This is a genomic window from Streptomyces achromogenes subsp. achromogenes (genome assembly GCF_000720835.1).
GTDB lineage: Bacteria > Actinomycetota > Actinomycetes > Streptomycetales > Streptomycetaceae > Streptomyces > Streptomyces achromogenes.
In genome coordinates, this window is record NZ_JODT01000001.1 from 1 (window position 1) to 15,794 (window position 15,794).

Here is a 15,794-nt window from a genome sequence, read left to right on the forward strand (position 1 = left end):
GAAGGCGACCTGATCGTCGTCCTGGAAGCCATGAAGATGGAACAGCCCCTCAACGCCCACAAGACCGGCACCATCAAGGGACTGACCGCCGAAGTCGGCGCCTCCCTCACCTCCGGCGCCCCCATCTGCGAGATCAAGGACTGAAGCGCAGCCGTACGGCGGTGAAGGCCGTACGGCGGTGAAGTGAGTCGGCCCCTGGCGCATGTCGCCGGGGGCCGGCCGCGTTCCGGGGACCGACGACCAGCCGCCCGCCTCGTGCGGGCCGGGCGCGTGGCGGGCCGGTCAGCGGCGCCGCAGGTCCGCCACGCGTCCGCGTTCGGCCGGGGCCGGTTCGGGCAGTGCCGTGGAGCGGAGGGGGGAGGCGCCCGGTACGTGGCTTCTGCGGGGTCCCGGCAGGGAGGTGCGGCGGCCCGCCGGGACCTGCTCACCCCCCGGGTTTCCGCTCGCCCCCGCAACGGCGATCTGGACGCCCTGGTCGGCGAGGGCCTGCAGTTCGGTGACCGCGCGGTCGTCGTGGGCCGGGGGCTCGTCGGTGACCAGGCGGGTGATCAGGTCCGTCGGCACGGTCTGGAACATGGTGTCCGTGCCGAGCTTGGTGTGGTCGGCGAGGACCACGACCTCCGCGGCGGCCTGGACGAGGGCCCGGTCGACGGATGCCGAGAGCATGTTGGAGGTGGACAGGCCGCGTTCGGCGGTCAGGCCGCTTCCGGAGAGGAAGGCCTTGGAGACGCGCAGGCCCTGGAGGGACTGCTCGGCGCCGGAGCCGACGAGGGCGTAGTTGGAGCCGCGCAGGGTGCCCCCGGTCATCACGACCTCCACCCGGTTGGCGTGGGCGAGCGCCTGGGCCACCAGCAGGGAGTTGGTGACGACCGTCAGGCCCGGCACGCGCGCGAGGCGGCGGGCCAGCTCCTGCGTGGTCGTACCCGCCCCGACCACGATGGCCTCGCCCTCGTCGACGAGGCTCGCGGCGAGGTCGGCGATGGCCGTCTTCTCGGCGGTGGCGAGATGCGACTTCTGCGGGAAGCCGGACTCACGGGTGAACCCGCCCGGCAGTACCGCACCGCCGTGGCGGCGGTCGAGGAGTCCTTCTGCCTCCAGCGCGCGCACGTCCCGCCGTACGGTCACTTCGGAGGTCTGGACGACGCGGGCGAGCTCACGGAGCGACACGGCACCGTTCGCTCGCACCATTTCGAGGATCAATTGGCGACGTTCAGCAGCGAACACGAAACTGACAGTAACCCCAGCGACCGTCTGGTTTCAGCAGTTTGCGGCGAATAGCAGAAGTTGTTCGCAGTGTGGGACGCGAAGTGGTATAGGGCGCCGATCGGTGCGGTTTCGCCACCTGTCGGCGCCCTTGCCCGCCTGACCAGCGGGAAGCCGGCCAAGGCCGTCAGCCCTCCGCGCTCGCCCTGCGGGTGTGCAGCTGCCGGGCGACTTCCGCGATCGACCCCGAAAGGGAGGGGTACACGGTGAAGGCGTTCGCGATCTGTTCGACCGTCATATTGTTGTCGACGGCGATCGAGATGGGGTGGATCAGTTCCGAGGCGCGCGGCGCCACCACGACACCGCCGACGACGATCCCGGTGCCCGGCCGGGAGAAGATCTTCACGAAGCCGTCCCGGATGCCCTGCATCTTCGCGCGCGGGTTGCGCAGCAGCGGCAGCTTGACCACGCGCGCGTCGATCTTGCCCGCTTCCACGTCCGCCTGCGTGTAGCCGACGGTGGCGATCTCGGGGTCCGTGAAGACGTTGGAGGAGACCGCCTTCAGGTCCAGCGGGGCCACCGCGTCGCCCAGGAAGTGGTACATGGCGATCCGGCCCTGCATGGCGGCCACGGACGCGAGGGCGAAGACGCCGGTCACGTCACCGGCCGCGTAGACGCCGGGGGCGGTGGTGCGCGAGACCCTGTCGGTCCAGATGTGCCCGGACTCGCGCAGCTTGACGCCGGCCTCCTCCAGGCCCAGGCCCGCGCTGTTCGGGACGGCGCCGACGGCCATCAGGCAGTGCGTGCCGGTGATGACCCGGCCGTCGGCCAGTGCCACCTCGACCCGGTCGCCGACGCGCTTGGCGGACTGCGCGCGGGAGCGGGCCATGACGTTCATGCCCCGGCGCCGGAAGACGTCCTCCAGCACGGCGGCGGCGTCCGGGTCCTCGCCCGGCAGCACGCGGTCGCGGGAGGAGACCAGGGTGACCTTGGAGCCGAGGGCCTGGTAGGCGCCGGCGAACTCGGCGCCGGTGACGCCGGAGCCGACCACGATCAGCTCTTCCGGCAGCTCGTCGAGGTCGTAGACCTGGGTCCAGTTCAGGATGCGCTCGCCGTCGGGGCGGGCGTCGGGCAGCTCGCGGGGGTGGCCGCCGGTGGCGATGAGGACGGCGTCGGCGGTGAGGGTCTCCTCGGTGCCGTCGGCGGCGGTGACGACGACCTTGCGGGACCCGTCCAGGGCCTGCATGCCCTCCAGCCGGCCGCGCCCGCGCATGACCCGGGCGCCGGCGCGCGTGACGGAGGCGGTGATGTCGTGGGACTGGGCGAGCGCGAGGCGCTTCACCCGGCGGTTGACCTTGCCGAGGTCCACCCCGACCACCCGGGCCGACCGCTCCAGCGGCGGGGTGTCGTCGGCCACGATGATCCCCAGCTCCTCGTAGGAGGAGTCGAAGGTGGTCATCACCTCGGCCGTAGCGATAAGGGTCTTCGACGGCACGCAGTCGGTCAGCACCGACGCTCCGCCCAGACCGTCGCAGTCGACGACGGTCACCTCCGCGCCGAGCTGGGCGGCCACCAGGGCCGCCTCGTATCCGCCGGGTCCGCCACCGATGATCACGATCCGAGTCACGTACTCCATTGTCCCGCACGCTTCAAGGTGCTACTGCCCGGGGGCGCCGCCGGGCCGCTCCCGTGACGCACGGGACGCGCGGGACGTCTGCCGTACCCTCTCCCCATGTCGCTCTATGCCGCCTACGCCGGCAACCTCGACGCGCGTCTGATGTCCCGCCGCGCCCCGCACTCCCCGCTGCGCGCCACCGGCTGGCTGAACGGCTGGCGGCTGACCTTCGGCGGCGAGCAGCTCGGCTGGGAGGGCGCGCTGGCGACGATCGTGGAGGACCCGCTGGCCCAGGTGTTCGTCGGCCTGTACGAGATCGCGCCGATGGACGAGGAGTCGCTCGACCGCTGGGAAGGGGTGGGGCTGGACCTGTACCGCCGGGTCCGGGTGCGCGCGCACACCCTGGACGGCGAGGAGCCGGCCTGGGCCTACGTCCTCAACGGCTACGAGGGCGGGCTGCCGTCGGCGCGCTATCTGGGCGAGATCGCCGACGCGGCGGAGTCGGCGGGCGCCCCGCACGACTATGTGATGGAACTCCGCAAGCGCCCCTGCTGAGGCCGGCGACCCGCCCCTTACCTCCCGTTTCGTCCGCCCTTTGTGGAAAACGACAAGGCAACGGACACAATCCCGTGCGCTCTGTCATCTACGCGCGTAGGCGAAGAGCGGTTACCCTCATCGGCGTGAACGCATCTCTTCTTCCGGACGACATCCAGGGCGACCCCTACGCCGCCGCCGACGCCGCCGCCGCGCGCCTGCGCGCCCTCACCGGCGCCGAGACCCACGACGTCGCCCTCGTGATGGGCTCCGGCTGGGCTCCGGCCGTCGACGCGCTGGGCGCCCCCGACGCCGAGTTCCAGGTCACCGAGCTGCCCGGCTTCCCGCCGCCGGCCGTCGAGGGGCACGGCGGCAAGATCCGCTCGTACTCCTTCGGTGACAAGCGCGCCCTGGTCTTCCTGGGCCGCACCCACTACTACGAGGGCCGTGGCGTCGCGGCGGTCGCGCACGGTGTGCGCACGGCGGTCGCGGCCGGCTGCAAGACCGTGGTGCTCACCAACGGCTGCGGCGGCCTGCGCGAGGGCATGCGCCCCGGCCAGCCGGTGCTGATCAGCGACCACATCAACCTCACGGCGACGTCCCCGATCGTCGGCGCGAACTTCGTGGACCTGACCGACCTGTACTCGCCGCGCCTGCGCGCCCTGTGCAAGGAGGTCGACCCCACGCTGGAGGAGGGCGTCTACGCCCAGTTCCCCGGCCCGCACTACGAGACCCCGGCCGAGATCCGCATGGCCCGCGTCATCGGCGCGGACCTGGTCGGCATGTCCACCGTCCTGGAGGCCATCGCCGCGCGCGAGGCGGGCGCCGAGGTGCTGGGCATCTCCCTGGTCACCAACCTGGCCGCGGGCATGACCGGCGAGCCCCTCAACCACGAGGAGGTCCTCCAGGCCGGCCGCGACTCGGCGGCCCGGATGGGCCAGCTGCTGGCGCAGGTGCTGGGCAAGCTGTAAGCGGACGCGGGCGCCGCGGCGCCGGTGACGGGACCCCCGTCGCGTCCGCCGCCCGGCCGGCGGTTTCCGGACGGGCGGGCGGGCGTACGGGGGTCCGGGGGCGAAGTCCCCAGCGACGACTAGGAGAGGTTGATCCCAAGGTGCACGACGATCTCATCGCCCGGGCCAAGGCCTGGCTCGCCGAGGACCCCGACCAGGAGACCCGCGAGGAGCTGGCCAAGCTGATCGACGCCGGTGACACGGCGGAGCTGTCGGCCCGTTTCAGCGGCACGCTGCAGTTCGGCACTGCGGGCCTGCGCGGCGAACTCGGCGCCGGCCCCATGCGCATGAACCGGAGCGTCGTCATCCGCGCCGCCGCCGGACTCGCCGCGTACCTGAGGAAGCAGGGGCAGGGCGACGGACTGGTGGTCATCGGCTACGACGCCCGGCACAAGTCGGCCGACTTCGCCCGGGACACCGCCGCCGTGATGACCGGCGCCGGCCTGCGTGCCGCCGTACTCCCCCGCCCGCTGCCCACCCCCGTGCTGGCCTTCGCGATCCGGCACCTCGGCGCGGTGGCCGGCGTGGAGGTCACCGCCAGCCACAACCCGCCCCGGGACAACGGCTACAAGGTCTACCTGGGCGACGGCTCCCAGATCGTGCCGCCCGCGGACGCGGAGATCGCCGCCGAGATCGACGCCATCGCCTCCCTGCACGACGTACCGCGCCCGGACGCCGGCTGGGAGGTCCTGGACGACTCGGTCCTGGACGCGTATCTGGCCCGTACGGACGCCGTCCTCGCCGCGGACTCCCCGCGCACCGCCCGCACGGTCTACACGGCCATGCACGGCGTCGGCAAGGACGTGCTGCTGGCCGCCTTCGCCCGGGCCGGCTTCCCCGAGCCGGTGCTGGTCGCCGAGCAGGCCGAGCCGGACCCGGACTTCCCGACGGTCGCCTTCCCGAACCCGGAGGAGCCGGGCGCGATGGACCTGGCGTTCGCCCGGGCCCGGGACACCGACCCGGACCTGGTCATCGCCAACGACCCCGACGCCGACCGCTGCGCGGTGGCCGTCAGGGACGGCGCCGACTGGCGGATGCTGCGCGGCGACGAGGTCGGCGCCCTGCTCGCCGCCCACCTCGTCCGCCGCGGCGCCACCGGCACCTTCGCGGAGTCGATCGTCTCCTCCTCCCTGCTCGGCCGGATCGCCGAGAAGGCGGGGCTGGCGTACGAGGAGACCCTGACGGGCTTCAAGTGGATCGCCCGCGTGGACGGCCTGCGCTACGGCTACGAGGAGGCCCTCGGCTACTGCGTGGACCCCGAGGGCGTGCGCGACAAGGACGGCATCACCGCCGCGCTGCTGATCACCGAGCTGGCGTCGGTGCTGAAGGAGGAGGGCCGCACCCTTCTCGACCTGCTCGACGACCTCGCCGTGGAACACGGTCTGCACGCCACCGACCAGCTGTCGGTGCGGGTCCAGGACCTGTCGCTGATCGCGGACGCGATGCGCCGGCTGCGTGAGCGGCCGCCGGCCGAGCTGGCCGGTCTGCGCGTCGTCCGGGCCGAGGACCTGGCCCGCGGCTCCGAGAGCCTGCCGCCCACCGACGGCCTGCGCTACACCCTGGACGGCGCCCGGGTCGTCGTCCGCCCCAGCGGCACCGAGCCGAAGCTGAAGTGCTACCTGGAGGTCGTCGTCCCGGTCTCCGCCCCGGCCGCCCTGCCGGCCGCCCGCGCCCGCGCGACCGAACTCCTGACCGCGGTCAAGCGCGACCTGTCGGCGGCCGCCGGCATCTGAACCACCACACACCTGAGCGGGTGCCCGTGCCTTCTGGGCACGGGCACCCGCTCAGGTGCGTTTCCGCGACCCCGAGGGGGTGCGGCCGTCCCTTCGCTCAGCCGGTCGCCAGCAGGATCGCCAGCAGCACCGCTCCCGCCGCCGCCGGGGCCATCACCTCGTAGGCCCACCGCACGCCGGTCTCGCCCTGCGCGGGCTCGGCCGTGCCGTGCTGGTCCAGGAGGTCGCGCAGGTCGTCCATCACCTTGTCGGTGTCGGCGCGGGTCGGCCCCGTGTCCGGGCCGCGCAGGGCGAACCCGCCGAGGCCCAGGCCGCTCGGCCCGAGCCCGCCGCCCCGGCCGCCCGGCGTCCCGCCCCGGGCCGCGTCCGCCGCCGCCCGCTGCTGCCGGCGCGCCGCCTTCTTGCGGGCGCGCAGCGAGACGGGGATCGCCCACAGCTGGTACTTGCCGCCGGACTTGGCGAGGACCTCGTTGGTGTAGCCGGAGCGCAGGCCGGCGACCTCCCCCCAGGGCAGGCTGATCACCCGGAACGGGTTGCGTACGCGCAGCCGCTCCTCGTTGGCGAAGACCGCCGGGCGGAGCGTGAAGGCGACGATCAGCGGCACGACCAGGATCAGGCCGGCCAGTGCCAGCCACGGGGTGCGGCCGTGGCCCTTGAACAGCGCGTCGAAGCCCAGCCAGAGCACGACCAGGAGCAGCAGCGCACCCCCCGCCAGCCCCAGGGGTGAACGGTAGATCCGGTCGTTGCCGGCGGGCACCGGAGGCTGTGACGCGGGTGACGGGTGGTCCGGGGTGGTCATGGGCCGATTCTGCCCCACACCCACGCCCCACCCCAGCCCCACCCGGACACCCCCGGCCAACGGCACGCCCACCCCCAGACGCCCCGGCCTACGGCACGCCCGGCCCCCGGACACCCAGACCGACGGCACGCCCGGCCCCACCCGGACACCGAGCCCCCGCCCCCCGTGTCCCACGCTCCGGGACTTCCCATCCGCTACGCGCGTAGATATGCTCGTCTGGTGACCATGCCCACTACCGCATCCTCAGCCCACGTTCTCTCGGACGTCGCCGCGTCCGACAGCACGCTGCGCCGCTTCCTGCACGGGCTGCCCGGCGTCGACGCGGTCGGCCTGGAGGCGCGCGCCGCGTCCCTCGGCACCCGCTCCATCAAGACCACCGCGAAGGCGTACGCCATCGACCTCGCCATCTCGATGGTCGACCTGACGACGCTGGAAGGCGCGGACACCCCGGGCAAGGTCCGGGCGCTCGGCGCCAAGGCGGTCCACCCCGACCCCACGGACCGTACGACGCCCACGACGGCCGCGGTCTGTGTCTACCCCGACATGGTGGCCGTCGCCAAGGAGGCCGTCGCCGGCTCCGGCGTGAAGGTCGCCTCGGTGGCCACCGCCTTCCCGGCCGGCCGCGCCGCGCTCGACGTGAAGCTGGCCGACGTGCGCGAGGCCGTCGCCGCCGGCGCCGACGAGATCGACATGGTCATCGACCGGGGCGCCTTCCTGGCCGGCCGGTACCTGAAGGTGTACGACGAGATCGTCGCCGTGAAGGAGGCCTGCGGGACGAGCGCCCGGCTGAAGGTCATCTTCGAGACCGGCGAGCTGTCGACGTACGACAACATCCGCCGCGCCTCCTGGCTCGGCATGCTGGCCGGCGCCGACTTCATCAAGACCTCCACCGGCAAGGTGGCCGTCAACGCGACCCCCGCGAACACCCTGCTCATGCTGGAGGCGGTGCGCGACTTCCGGGCGCAGACCGGTGTCCAGGTCGGCGTGAAGCCGGCCGGCGGCATCCGCACCACCAAGGACGCGATCAAGTTCCTGGTGCTGGTCAACGAGACCGCGGGCGCGGACTGGCTGGACAACCACTGGTTCCGCTTCGGCGCCTCCTCGCTCCTCAACGACCTGCTGATGCAGCGCCAGAAGCTGGCCACGGGCCGCTACTCCGGCCCCGACTACGTAACGGTGGACTGATCCCCATGGCATCCGCATTCGAGTACGCGCCCGCGCCCGAGTCCCGCTCGGTCGTCGACATCGCCCCCTCGTACGGCCTGTTCATCGACGGCGAGTTCACCGAGGCCGCCGACGGCAAGGTGTTCAAGACGGTCTCCCCGTCCACGGAGGAGGTCCTCTCCGAGGTCGCCCAGGCCGGCACCGAGGACGTCGACCGCGCGGTCAAGGCCGCCCGCAAGGCGTTCGAGAAGTGGTCGGCGCTGCCCGGCGCCGAGCGCGCCAAGTACCTGTTCCGCATCGCCCGCATCATCCAGGAGCGCAGCCGCGAGCTGGCCGTCCTGGAGACGCTGGACAACGGCAAGCCGATCAAGGAGACCCGCGACGCGGACCTCCCGCTGGTCGCCGCGCACTTCTTCTACTACGCGGGCTGGGCCGACAAGCTCGACCACGCCGGTTTCGGCGCGAACCCCCGGCCGCTGGGCGTCGCGGGCCAGGTCATCCCCTGGAACTTCCCCCTGCTGATGCTGGCGTGGAAGATCGCCCCGGCCCTCGCGACCGGCAACACGGTCGTCCTGAAGCCGGCCGAGACCACCCCGCTGTCGGCCCTGTTCTTCGCGGACATCTGCCGCCAGGCCGGCCTGCCCAAGGGTGTCGTCAACATCGTGACCGGTGACGGCCGGACGGGCGCCGCGCTGGTCGCCCACCCGGACGTCAACAAGGTCGCCTTCACCGGCTCGACCGCGGTCGGCAAGGAGATCGCCCGCACGGTCGCCGGTACGGCGAAGAAGCTGACGCTCGAACTGGGCGGCAAGGGCGCCAACATCGTCTTCGACGACGCGCCGCTCGACCAGGCCGTCGAGGGCATCGTCAACGGCATCTTCTTCAACCAGGGCCAGGTCTGCTGCGCGGGCTCCCGCCTGCTGGTGCAGGAGTCGGTCCAGGACGAGCTGCTGGACGCCCTCAAGCGCCGGCTGTCCACGCTCCGCCTCGGCGACCCGCTGGACAAGAACACCGACATCGGCGCGATCAACTCCGCCGAGCAGCTGGCCCGGATCACCGCGCTGGCCGAGCGGGGCGAGGCGGAGGGCGCCGAGCGCTGGTCCCCGGCCTGCGAACTGCCGTCCTCCGGCTACTGGTTCGCGCCGACGCTGTTCACGAACGTCACCCAGGCGCACACCATCGCCCGCGAGGAGATCTTCGGCCCGGTGCTGTCGGTCCTCACCTTCCGTACGCCCGACGAGGCCGTCGCCAAGGCCAACAACACCCAGTACGGCCTGTCGGCCGGCATCTGGTCCGAGAAGGGCTCGCGCATCCTGGCCGTCGCGAACAAGCTGCGCGCCGGTGTCGTCTGGTCCAACACGTTCAACAAGTTCGACCCGACCTCGCCGTTCGGCGGTTACAAGGAGTCGGGCTTCGGCCGCGAGGGCGGCCGCCACGGCCTGGAGGCGTACCTCGATGTCTGACCGTTTGAGTGTCTTCAAGACCTACAAGCTGTACGTCGGCGGGAAGTTCCCGCGTTCCGAGAGCGGCCGGGTGTACGAGGTGACGGACTCGAAGGACAACTGGCTGGCCAACGCCCCCCTCTCGTCCCGCAAGGACGCCCGGGACGCGGTGGTCGCCGCGCGCAAGGCGTTCGGCGGCTGGTCCGGCGCGACCGCCTACAACCGCGGCCAGGTCCTCTACCGCGTCGCCGAGATGCTGGAGGGCCGGCGCGAGCAGTTCGCGCGCGAGGTGGCCGACGCGGAGGGCCTGTCCAAGTCGAAGGCGGCGGCCGTCGTGGACGCGACGATCGACCGCTGGGTCTGGTACGCGGGCTGGACCGACAAGATCGCCCAGGTGACCGGCGGCGCCAACCCGGTCGCGGGCCCGTACTTCAACCTCTCCTCCCCCGAGCCGACCGGTGTGGTCGCCGTCGTGGCGCCGCAGGAGTCGTCCTTCCTCGGCCTGGTGTCGGTCGTGGCCCCGGTGATCGCCACCGGCAACACGGCGGTCGTGATCGCCTCCGAGAAGGCCCCCCTGCCGGCCCTGTCCCTGGGCGAGGTGCTCGCCACGTCCGACGTCCCGGGCGGTGTCGTCAACGTCCTGTCCGGCCGTACGGCGGAACTCGCGGCGCCCCTGGCCGCGCACCAGGACGTCAACGCGATCGACCTCGCGGGGGCGGACGAGGCGCTGGCCAAGGAGCTGGAGATCGCGGCGGCCGACAACCTCAAGCGGGTGCTGCGTCCCCAGCCTGTGGATTACTTCGAGACGCCCGGCATCGAGCGGATGACGGCGTTCCTGGAGACGAAGACGGTGTGGCACCCGACGGGGTCGCTGGGTGCGGGAGGGTCTTCGTACTGAGGTCCCGGGGCGCGTTCAGTGCCCCAAGGACGCGAGGACCGGCCCGGCCAGGGGCACGCTGCCCAGCGAGCGGGCCTGGGCCAGCGGAGCCGTCAGCATCCGGGTGCCGACCGGCTGGAAGTCGGCCACCTGGGTGCCGACGCCGTTGTCCAGCGGGTCGACGCCCGTGCCCGCCAGCGGGTTCGGCTTGAGGCCGGCGACCGGGCCGGTGACGTAGCCGACGATGCCCGTCACGGCGCGCAGGCCGGCCTCGGGGTCGATGCTGCCGGGGTCGGCCATGCGGTAGGTCACGCCCGAGCCGGAGACCGTCTCGGCGGACGCCGTGGCCGCCCCGGCGCCCAGGGCCGCCCCGGCGGCGGCGAGGACCACCAGGGCGCGCTGTGCGGCGGAGTGCTGGGGAGAAGCGTGTCGGGCCATCGTTGCTGCCACCTTCTGCTGCACTGGGTAATCGTGTCGGCACGAAGGGTAGTTGAGGCGGGGCTCACGCTCAAAAGCCGACCCGCGGGGTCGGCAGGCGGTCCGCCATACGTCAAACTGGTGTTCCGTGAGCATTCATCCTCCGTCTCCCGCCCGTGTCGTGCTGCTGTGCGGCCCCTCGGGCTCGGGCAAGTCCCTCGTCGCCGCCCGCTCCGGGCTTCCCGTGCTGCGCCTGGACGACTTCTACAAGGAGGGTGACGACCCGACTCTGCCGCTGGTGGAGGGAAGTTCGGACATCGACTGGGACCACCCGCGGTCCTGGGACGCGGACGTCGCGGTCGAGGCCATCGCCCGGCTGTGCGCCACGGGGTCGACGCCGGTGCCGGTGTACGACATCGCGCTGAGCGCCCGTACCGGCGAGGAGACGCTGCACATCGGCCGTACCCCGCTGTTCATCGCGGAGGGCATCTTCGCCGCGGAGATCGTCGGGCGCTGCCGGGAGCTGGGGGTGCTGGCGGACGCGCTGTGTCTGTCGCGCGGGGCGTTCACCACCTTCCGGCGGCGTTTCCTGCGCGATCTGAGGGAGGGCCGCAAGTCGGTGCCGTTCCTGCTGCGCCGCGGCTGGCGGCTGATGCGCGCGGAGCGGTCGATCGTCGCCCGCCAGGTGTCCCTCGGCGCGCACCGCTGCGACCGGGACGAGGCGCTGGGCCGGCTGGCGGCAGCGGCGGCGGGCCGTCAGGCGCGGCAGCAGACGCCGGCCTGAGCGTCGTAGCGGACACGCCAAGCCGCCCGAGGGCGGACAGGCGAAACGGGACTGGCCGGTCCCCCCGGTCCACCAGTCCCGTTCCTGTTCCTCCCCCGTATTCCCCCGTGTTCCCCCGTGGGCCCACCCCCCAGTGGTCCCCACTCCCCCCGTGTTCCCCCCTCGGGCCACTCCCCGGGTGGCCCCGCCTTCAGGCGACCAGTTCGCCGAAGGCGGTCTCTTCGTCCCGGCCGAAGCTGAGGACCTCGTCGTCGCGCAGCCGGCGCAGCGAGCGCCAGATGCTGGACTTCACCGTGCCGACGCTGATGCCGAGGATGTCGGCGATCTCCGGGTCCGTGCGGCCCTCGTAGTAGCGCAGGACCAGCATGGTGCGCTGGAGTTCGGGCAGCCGGGCCAGCGCCTGCCACAGCACCGCGCGCAGCTCGGTGCCGCGCATCGCGTCCGTCTCGCCGGGCGTCTCCGGCAGTTCCTCGGTCGGGTACTCGTTGAGCTTGCGCCGCCGCCAGGCGCTGATGTGCAGGTTGGTCATGGTGCGGCGCAGGTATCCGCCGACCGCGGCCTTGTCGCTGATCCGGTCCCACGCCCGGTACGTCGAGAACAGCGCGCTCTGCAGCAGGTCCTCGGCCTCGTGGCGGTCGCCGGTCAGGTGGTAGGCGGTGGCGTACAGGGAGGCGCGGCGCTCCTGGACGTAGGCGGTGAACTCCGCCTCCGACAGCGAACGGCGCTCCCCCGGGCCCTCCCCGTACGCGGTTCCCCCGTGCGTTTCCCCCGTGTGCGCGTCAACCACCGACATGTACGCCGGATGCTGACGCCCGGTGCCGCGAGCGCACCCCCGCCCGCTCACGGCACCGGACTTCTCGGTTCCCCGGTGCACGTCGTGCAGACGCGTGACCACTGCGCTGGTGCTGATGCTGTGCAGCGTGTTCATCTCGCGCTCCCCGTCGTGGACTTCCGGTGGATCTGTCGTACCGGGCCGTTCCGGCTCGCCGTCCGGCCCGTGACGAAAAGCCTGCCGGGGCGAGTTCATGGCCGTGTCCGTCGACTGTCACAGACCTGTCACAGGGGTCCCGCGGGTGTCCGGCCGTGCCGGTCACCGGCCGCGCACGGCCAGTCGCGATGGGCGAGGAGTGGTGCGGGCCGGTCGTACGACACCCCGTCCATGGGCCAGAATGAGGCCGTGCCTTCCCTGTTGCTGATCGAGGACGACGACGCCATCCGTACGGCCCTGGAGCTCTCCCTGACGCGCCAGGGACACCGGGTGGCCACCGCTGCCAGCGGCGAGGACGGTCTGAAGCTGCTGCGCGAGCAGCGGCCGGACCTGATCGTGCTGGACGTGATGCTGCCCGGTATCGACGGGTTCGAGGTCTGCCGCCGCATCCGGCGCACCGACCAGCTCCCGATCATCCTGCTGACCGCGCGCAGCGACGACATCGACGTGGTGGTCGGGCTGGAGTCGGGGGCCGACGACTATGTCGTCAAGCCGGTGCAGGGCCGGGTGCTGGACGCCCGGATCCGGGCCGTGCTGCGGCGCGGTGAGCGCGAGTCCAGCGACTCGGCGACCTTCGGCAACCTCGTCATCGACCGTTCGGCGATGACGGTCACGAAGAACGGCGAGGACCTCCAGCTGACCCCGACCGAGCTGCGGCTGCTGCTGGAGCTGAGCCGGCGGCCCGGTCAGGCGCTGTCCCGGCAGCAGTTGCTGCGGCTGGTGTGGGAGCACGACTACCTGGGCGACTCGCGCCTGGTCGACGCGTGTGTGCAGCGGCTGCGCGCCAAGGTCGAGGACGTCCCGTCTTCCCCGACGCTGATCCGTACCGTCCGTGGTGTCGGTTACCGCCTGGACGCCCCTCAGTGACCGGAACGCGAGAAGGGCTGCGCGGCTGGGCCGCGGGGCGTGGCGGAAGTCTGTCGCGGCTGCGGTTCACCAGTCTGCGGCTGCGCCTGGTGGTGGTGTTCGCGCTGGTCGCGCTGACCGCCGCGGTGTCGGCGTCGGGCATCGCCTACTGGCTCAACCGGGAGGCGGTGCTCACCCGCGCCCAGGACGCGGTGCTGCGCGACTTCCGGCAGGAGATGCAGAACCGCGCGGGCGCGCTGCCCGAGCACCCGAGCCAGGACCAACTCCAGCGCGCGGCGGGCCAGATGGCCGCCAGCAGCCAGCGCTTCAGCGTGCTGCTGGTCGCCACGGACGCCGACGGCAAGACGGTGTACGGCAACTCGGGCGGCATCAACGGCTTCGCGCTGGAGGACGTGCCGTCGTCGCTGCGCGCGGCCGTGACCGAGCGGCAGCGGGTGACCGACCAGAACAAGGAGCCGTACCACCTGTACTGGCAGCGGGTCGTGGACCACGGCACGCCGTTCCTGGTGGCCGGGACGCGCGTCATCGGCGGTGGCCCGACCGGCTACATGGCGAAGTCGCTGGAGCCGGAGGCCAAGGACCTCAACTCGCTGGCCTGGTCGCTGGGCATCGCCACCGGTCTCGCGCTGATCGGCGCCGCGCTGCTCGCGCAGGCCGCCGCCACGACCGTGCTGAAGCCGGTGCACCGGCTCGGGGTGGCCGCGCGCCGGCTCGGCGAGGGCCGGCTGGACACCCGGCTGCGGGTCTCCGGCACCGATGAACTCGCCGATCTGTCACGGACGTTCAACAACGCGGCCGAGGCGCTGGAGAAGCGGGTCGCGGAGATGGCCGCGCGGGACGAGGCGTCCCGCCGGTTCGTCGCCGACATGTCGCACGAGCTGCGCACCCCGCTCACCGCCATCACCGCCGTCACGGAGGTGCTGGAGGAGGAGCTGGAGGCGGAGACCGGCAGCATGGACCCGATGATCGAGCCCGCGGTCCGGCTGGTGGTCAGCGAGACCCGGCGGCTGAACGACCTGGTCGAGAATCTGATGGAGGTCACCCGCTTCGACGCGGGCACCGCCCGGCTGGTCCTGGACGACGTGGACGTCGCCGACCAGATCACCGCCTGCATCGACGCCCGGGCCTGGCTGGACGCGGTCGAGCTGGACGCCGAGCGCGGCATCCACGCCCGGCTGGACCCGCGCCGGCTGGACGTGATCCTCGCCAATCTGATCGGCAACGCGCTCAAGCACGGCGGGTCGCCGGTGCGGGTGTCGGTGCGGGAGGCGGAGGACTCGGTCGAGATCCGGGTCCGCGACCACGGGCCGGGCATCCCCGAGGACGTCCTGCCGCACGTCTTCGACCGCTTCTACAAGGCGAGCGCCTCCCGGCCGCGCTCCGAGGGCAGCGGGCTCGGCCTGTCCATCGCCCTGGAGAACGCCCACATCCACGGCGGCGAGATCACCGCCGCGAACTCTCCCGAGGGCGGCGCGGTGTTCACGCTCCGGCTGCCCCGGGACTCCTCGCCGCTGACCGAGCAGGACGGCGAAGACGGCGGGGGCGGCGGAAACGGCGGGGGCAACGGAAACGGCAAGGAAGGCAAGGGCGGCAAGGACGCGCGGGACGGCGCGGGGAAGGAGGGGTCATGACCATACGACGCCTGGTGGCACTCCCCCTCCTCGGCGCGCTGCTCACCGGCTGCGGCATCCGGGCCACGGAGGTGCCGACCGACTTCGGGGCGGCGCCGTCCCGGGTGCCGTGCTCGCTGGCCGGGCCGGACCGGTCCGCGCAGTCCTCGCGCGGGGTGCCGGTGCAGGTCTTCCTGCTGTGCGGGGCGTCCCTGGTCGCGGTGGACCGCACGGTGCCGGTCCCGGAGGGCACCCCGGACGCCCGGCGCCGGGTGATCGTGGCGCAGGGGCTGCTGGACCAGCTCGCCGCGTCCCCGTCGGCCGCGGAGCGCTCCGCGGGCTATACGACGTACGTCCCGGGTGCGCTCGGCGTGCGCGGGCCCGGCCCGAAGGACCCCGAGGACGCGCTCCGGCTGAGCACGGCACCCTCGCGCCTGTCCTCCCAGGCCCTGGCCCAGCTGGTGTGCACGCTGTCCGACTCGGCGGCCACGGAGGGCGACGGCTCGGTCATCCTGGGCGGCCCGGACGCGGGCCCGCTGCGGCGCTACGAGTGCACGGACGAGGTCCGCGACCACCCGGCCGGCACCCGGCCACCGTCCGGCGAGGTCACGGGGTAGACGGGGCGGTCCGGCCGGTGACCCCTCCGGGTGGTTCCCTCCGGGTGGTTCCCTACGGGGGATGCTCTACGGGGTCACGTCGGCGGTCGTCGGCGTGCCGTGCCGGAACGTCGGCGCGGCGGAGCGAAACGCCG

General features: G+C 72.8%; 16 protein-coding genes. 11 read left to right on the forward strand and 5 right to left on the reverse strand.

Features of this window, described 5'->3' with window-relative positions; all coding sequences use genetic code 11:
* The coding region (locus tag IH25_RS38880; RefSeq protein WP_157846914.1) for a biotin/lipoyl-containing protein at positions 1-144 on the forward strand (144 nt) is incomplete at its 5' end.
* A 138-nt stretch (positions 145-282) separates the two neighbouring features.
* On the opposite strand, the gene IH25_RS0100010 is transcribed toward IH25_RS38880, so the two are convergent.
* Together IH25_RS0100010 and IH25_RS0100015 are read right to left on the reverse strand one after the other, a co-directional pair.
* Entirely contained in the window at positions 283-1,224 is a 942-nt protein-coding gene (locus IH25_RS0100010) for a DeoR/GlpR family DNA-binding transcription regulator (protein WP_078844069.1), read from the reverse strand.
* A gap of 166 nt (positions 1,225-1,390) precedes the next feature.
* A complete protein-coding gene (locus IH25_RS0100015) occupies positions 1,391-2,839 on the reverse strand; it encodes an NAD(P)H-quinone dehydrogenase (RefSeq protein ID WP_030600636.1) in 1,449 nt (482 codons plus the stop codon).
* A gap of 96 nt (positions 2,840-2,935) precedes the next feature.
* On the opposite strand from IH25_RS0100015, the gene IH25_RS0100020 reads away from it, so the two are divergent.
* The 3 genes from IH25_RS0100020 (at position 2,936) to IH25_RS0100030 (ending at position 6,095) form a co-directional block, all read left to right on the forward strand.
* Positions 2,936-3,373 (forward strand): gamma-glutamylcyclotransferase, encoded by a 438-nt coding sequence (locus tag IH25_RS0100020; RefSeq protein ID WP_030600640.1) that lies wholly within the window; start codon positions 2,936-2,938, stop codon positions 3,371-3,373.
* 125 nt (positions 3,374-3,498) lie between these two features.
* Positions 3,499-4,323, forward strand: coding sequence for a purine-nucleoside phosphorylase (locus IH25_RS0100025; RefSeq protein WP_030600641.1), 825 nt, complete (start codon positions 3,499-3,501; stop codon positions 4,321-4,323).
* Positions 4,324-4,463: 140 nt separating this feature from the next.
* Positions 4,464-6,095 carry a phospho-sugar mutase gene (locus tag IH25_RS0100030; protein ID WP_030600644.1) on the forward strand — a complete coding sequence of 544 codons (1,632 nt, stop codon included), beginning with the start codon at positions 4,464-4,466 and terminating at the stop codon, positions 6,093-6,095.
* A gap of 97 nt (positions 6,096-6,192) precedes the next feature.
* Here IH25_RS0100030 and IH25_RS0100035 read toward each other — a convergent pair whose 3' ends face one another.
* Positions 6,193-6,894: a PH domain-containing protein gene (locus IH25_RS0100035; RefSeq protein ID WP_030600648.1), complete on the reverse strand. Its 702-nt coding sequence runs from the start codon at positions 6,892-6,894 to the stop codon at positions 6,193-6,195.
* Between the two features lie 225 nt (positions 6,895-7,119).
* Between IH25_RS0100035 and deoC the strand changes: the two genes are divergently transcribed.
* From deoC to IH25_RS0100050, 3 genes are read left to right on the forward strand one after another with little or no spacing between them, the layout of a single operon-like run.
* The gene (gene deoC / locus IH25_RS0100040; protein ID WP_030600651.1) at positions 7,120-8,079 is read left to right on the forward strand and encodes a deoxyribose-phosphate aldolase; all 960 of its coding nucleotides are present in this window, start codon (positions 7,120-7,122) and stop codon (positions 8,077-8,079) included.
* A gap of 5 nt (positions 8,080-8,084) precedes the next feature.
* Entirely contained in the window at positions 8,085-9,521 is a 1,437-nt protein-coding gene (locus IH25_RS0100045; RefSeq protein ID WP_030600654.1) for an aldehyde dehydrogenase family protein, read from the forward strand.
* Positions 9,514-10,398 (forward strand): aldehyde dehydrogenase family protein, encoded by an 885-nt coding sequence (locus tag IH25_RS0100050; RefSeq protein WP_030600658.1) that lies wholly within the window; start codon positions 9,514-9,516, stop codon positions 10,396-10,398. Before IH25_RS0100045 ends, IH25_RS0100050 begins: the two co-directional genes overlap by 8 nt.
* 15 nt (positions 10,399-10,413) lie before the next feature.
* Here IH25_RS0100050 and IH25_RS0100055 read toward each other — a convergent pair whose 3' ends face one another.
* Positions 10,414-10,815, reverse strand: coding sequence for a hypothetical protein (locus IH25_RS0100055; RefSeq protein ID WP_030600662.1), 402 nt, complete (start codon positions 10,813-10,815; stop codon positions 10,414-10,416).
* A 127-nt stretch (positions 10,816-10,942) separates the two neighbouring features.
* Between IH25_RS0100055 and IH25_RS0100060 the strand changes: the two genes are divergently transcribed.
* On the forward strand, positions 10,943-11,578 hold the full coding sequence (locus IH25_RS0100060; protein ID WP_245172644.1) for a uridine kinase family protein: 636 nt from the start codon (positions 10,943-10,945) through the stop codon (positions 11,576-11,578).
* Positions 11,579-11,768: 190 nt separating this feature from the next.
* On the opposite strand, the gene IH25_RS0100065 is transcribed toward IH25_RS0100060, so the two are convergent.
* The gene (locus IH25_RS0100065) at positions 11,769-12,506 is read right to left on the reverse strand and encodes a SigE family RNA polymerase sigma factor (protein ID WP_030600670.1); all 738 of its coding nucleotides are present in this window, start codon (positions 12,504-12,506) and stop codon (positions 11,769-11,771) included.
* A gap of 249 nt (positions 12,507-12,755) precedes the next feature.
* Here IH25_RS0100065 and afsQ1 point away from each other — a divergent pair, with 249 nt between their 5' ends.
* Genes afsQ1 through IH25_RS0100080 form a run of 3 tightly spaced genes read left to right on the forward strand, consistent with a single transcriptional unit; the run spans position 12,756 to position 15,660 of the window.
* Entirely contained in the window at positions 12,756-13,433 is a 678-nt protein-coding gene (gene afsQ1, locus IH25_RS0100070) for a two-component system response regulator AfsQ1 (RefSeq protein WP_106980762.1), read from the forward strand.
* Positions 13,430-15,064 carry a sensor histidine kinase gene (locus IH25_RS0100075; RefSeq protein ID WP_245172645.1) on the forward strand — a complete coding sequence of 545 codons (1,635 nt, stop codon included), beginning with the start codon at positions 13,430-13,432 and terminating at the stop codon, positions 15,062-15,064. Before afsQ1 ends, IH25_RS0100075 begins: the two co-directional genes overlap by 4 nt.
* A complete protein-coding gene (locus IH25_RS0100080) occupies positions 15,061-15,660 on the forward strand; it encodes a hypothetical protein (protein ID WP_030600680.1) in 600 nt (199 codons plus the stop codon). The genes IH25_RS0100075 and IH25_RS0100080 overlap by 4 nt, the downstream gene beginning before the upstream one ends.
* The last annotated feature ends 134 nt before the right edge of the window (positions 15,661-15,794 follow it).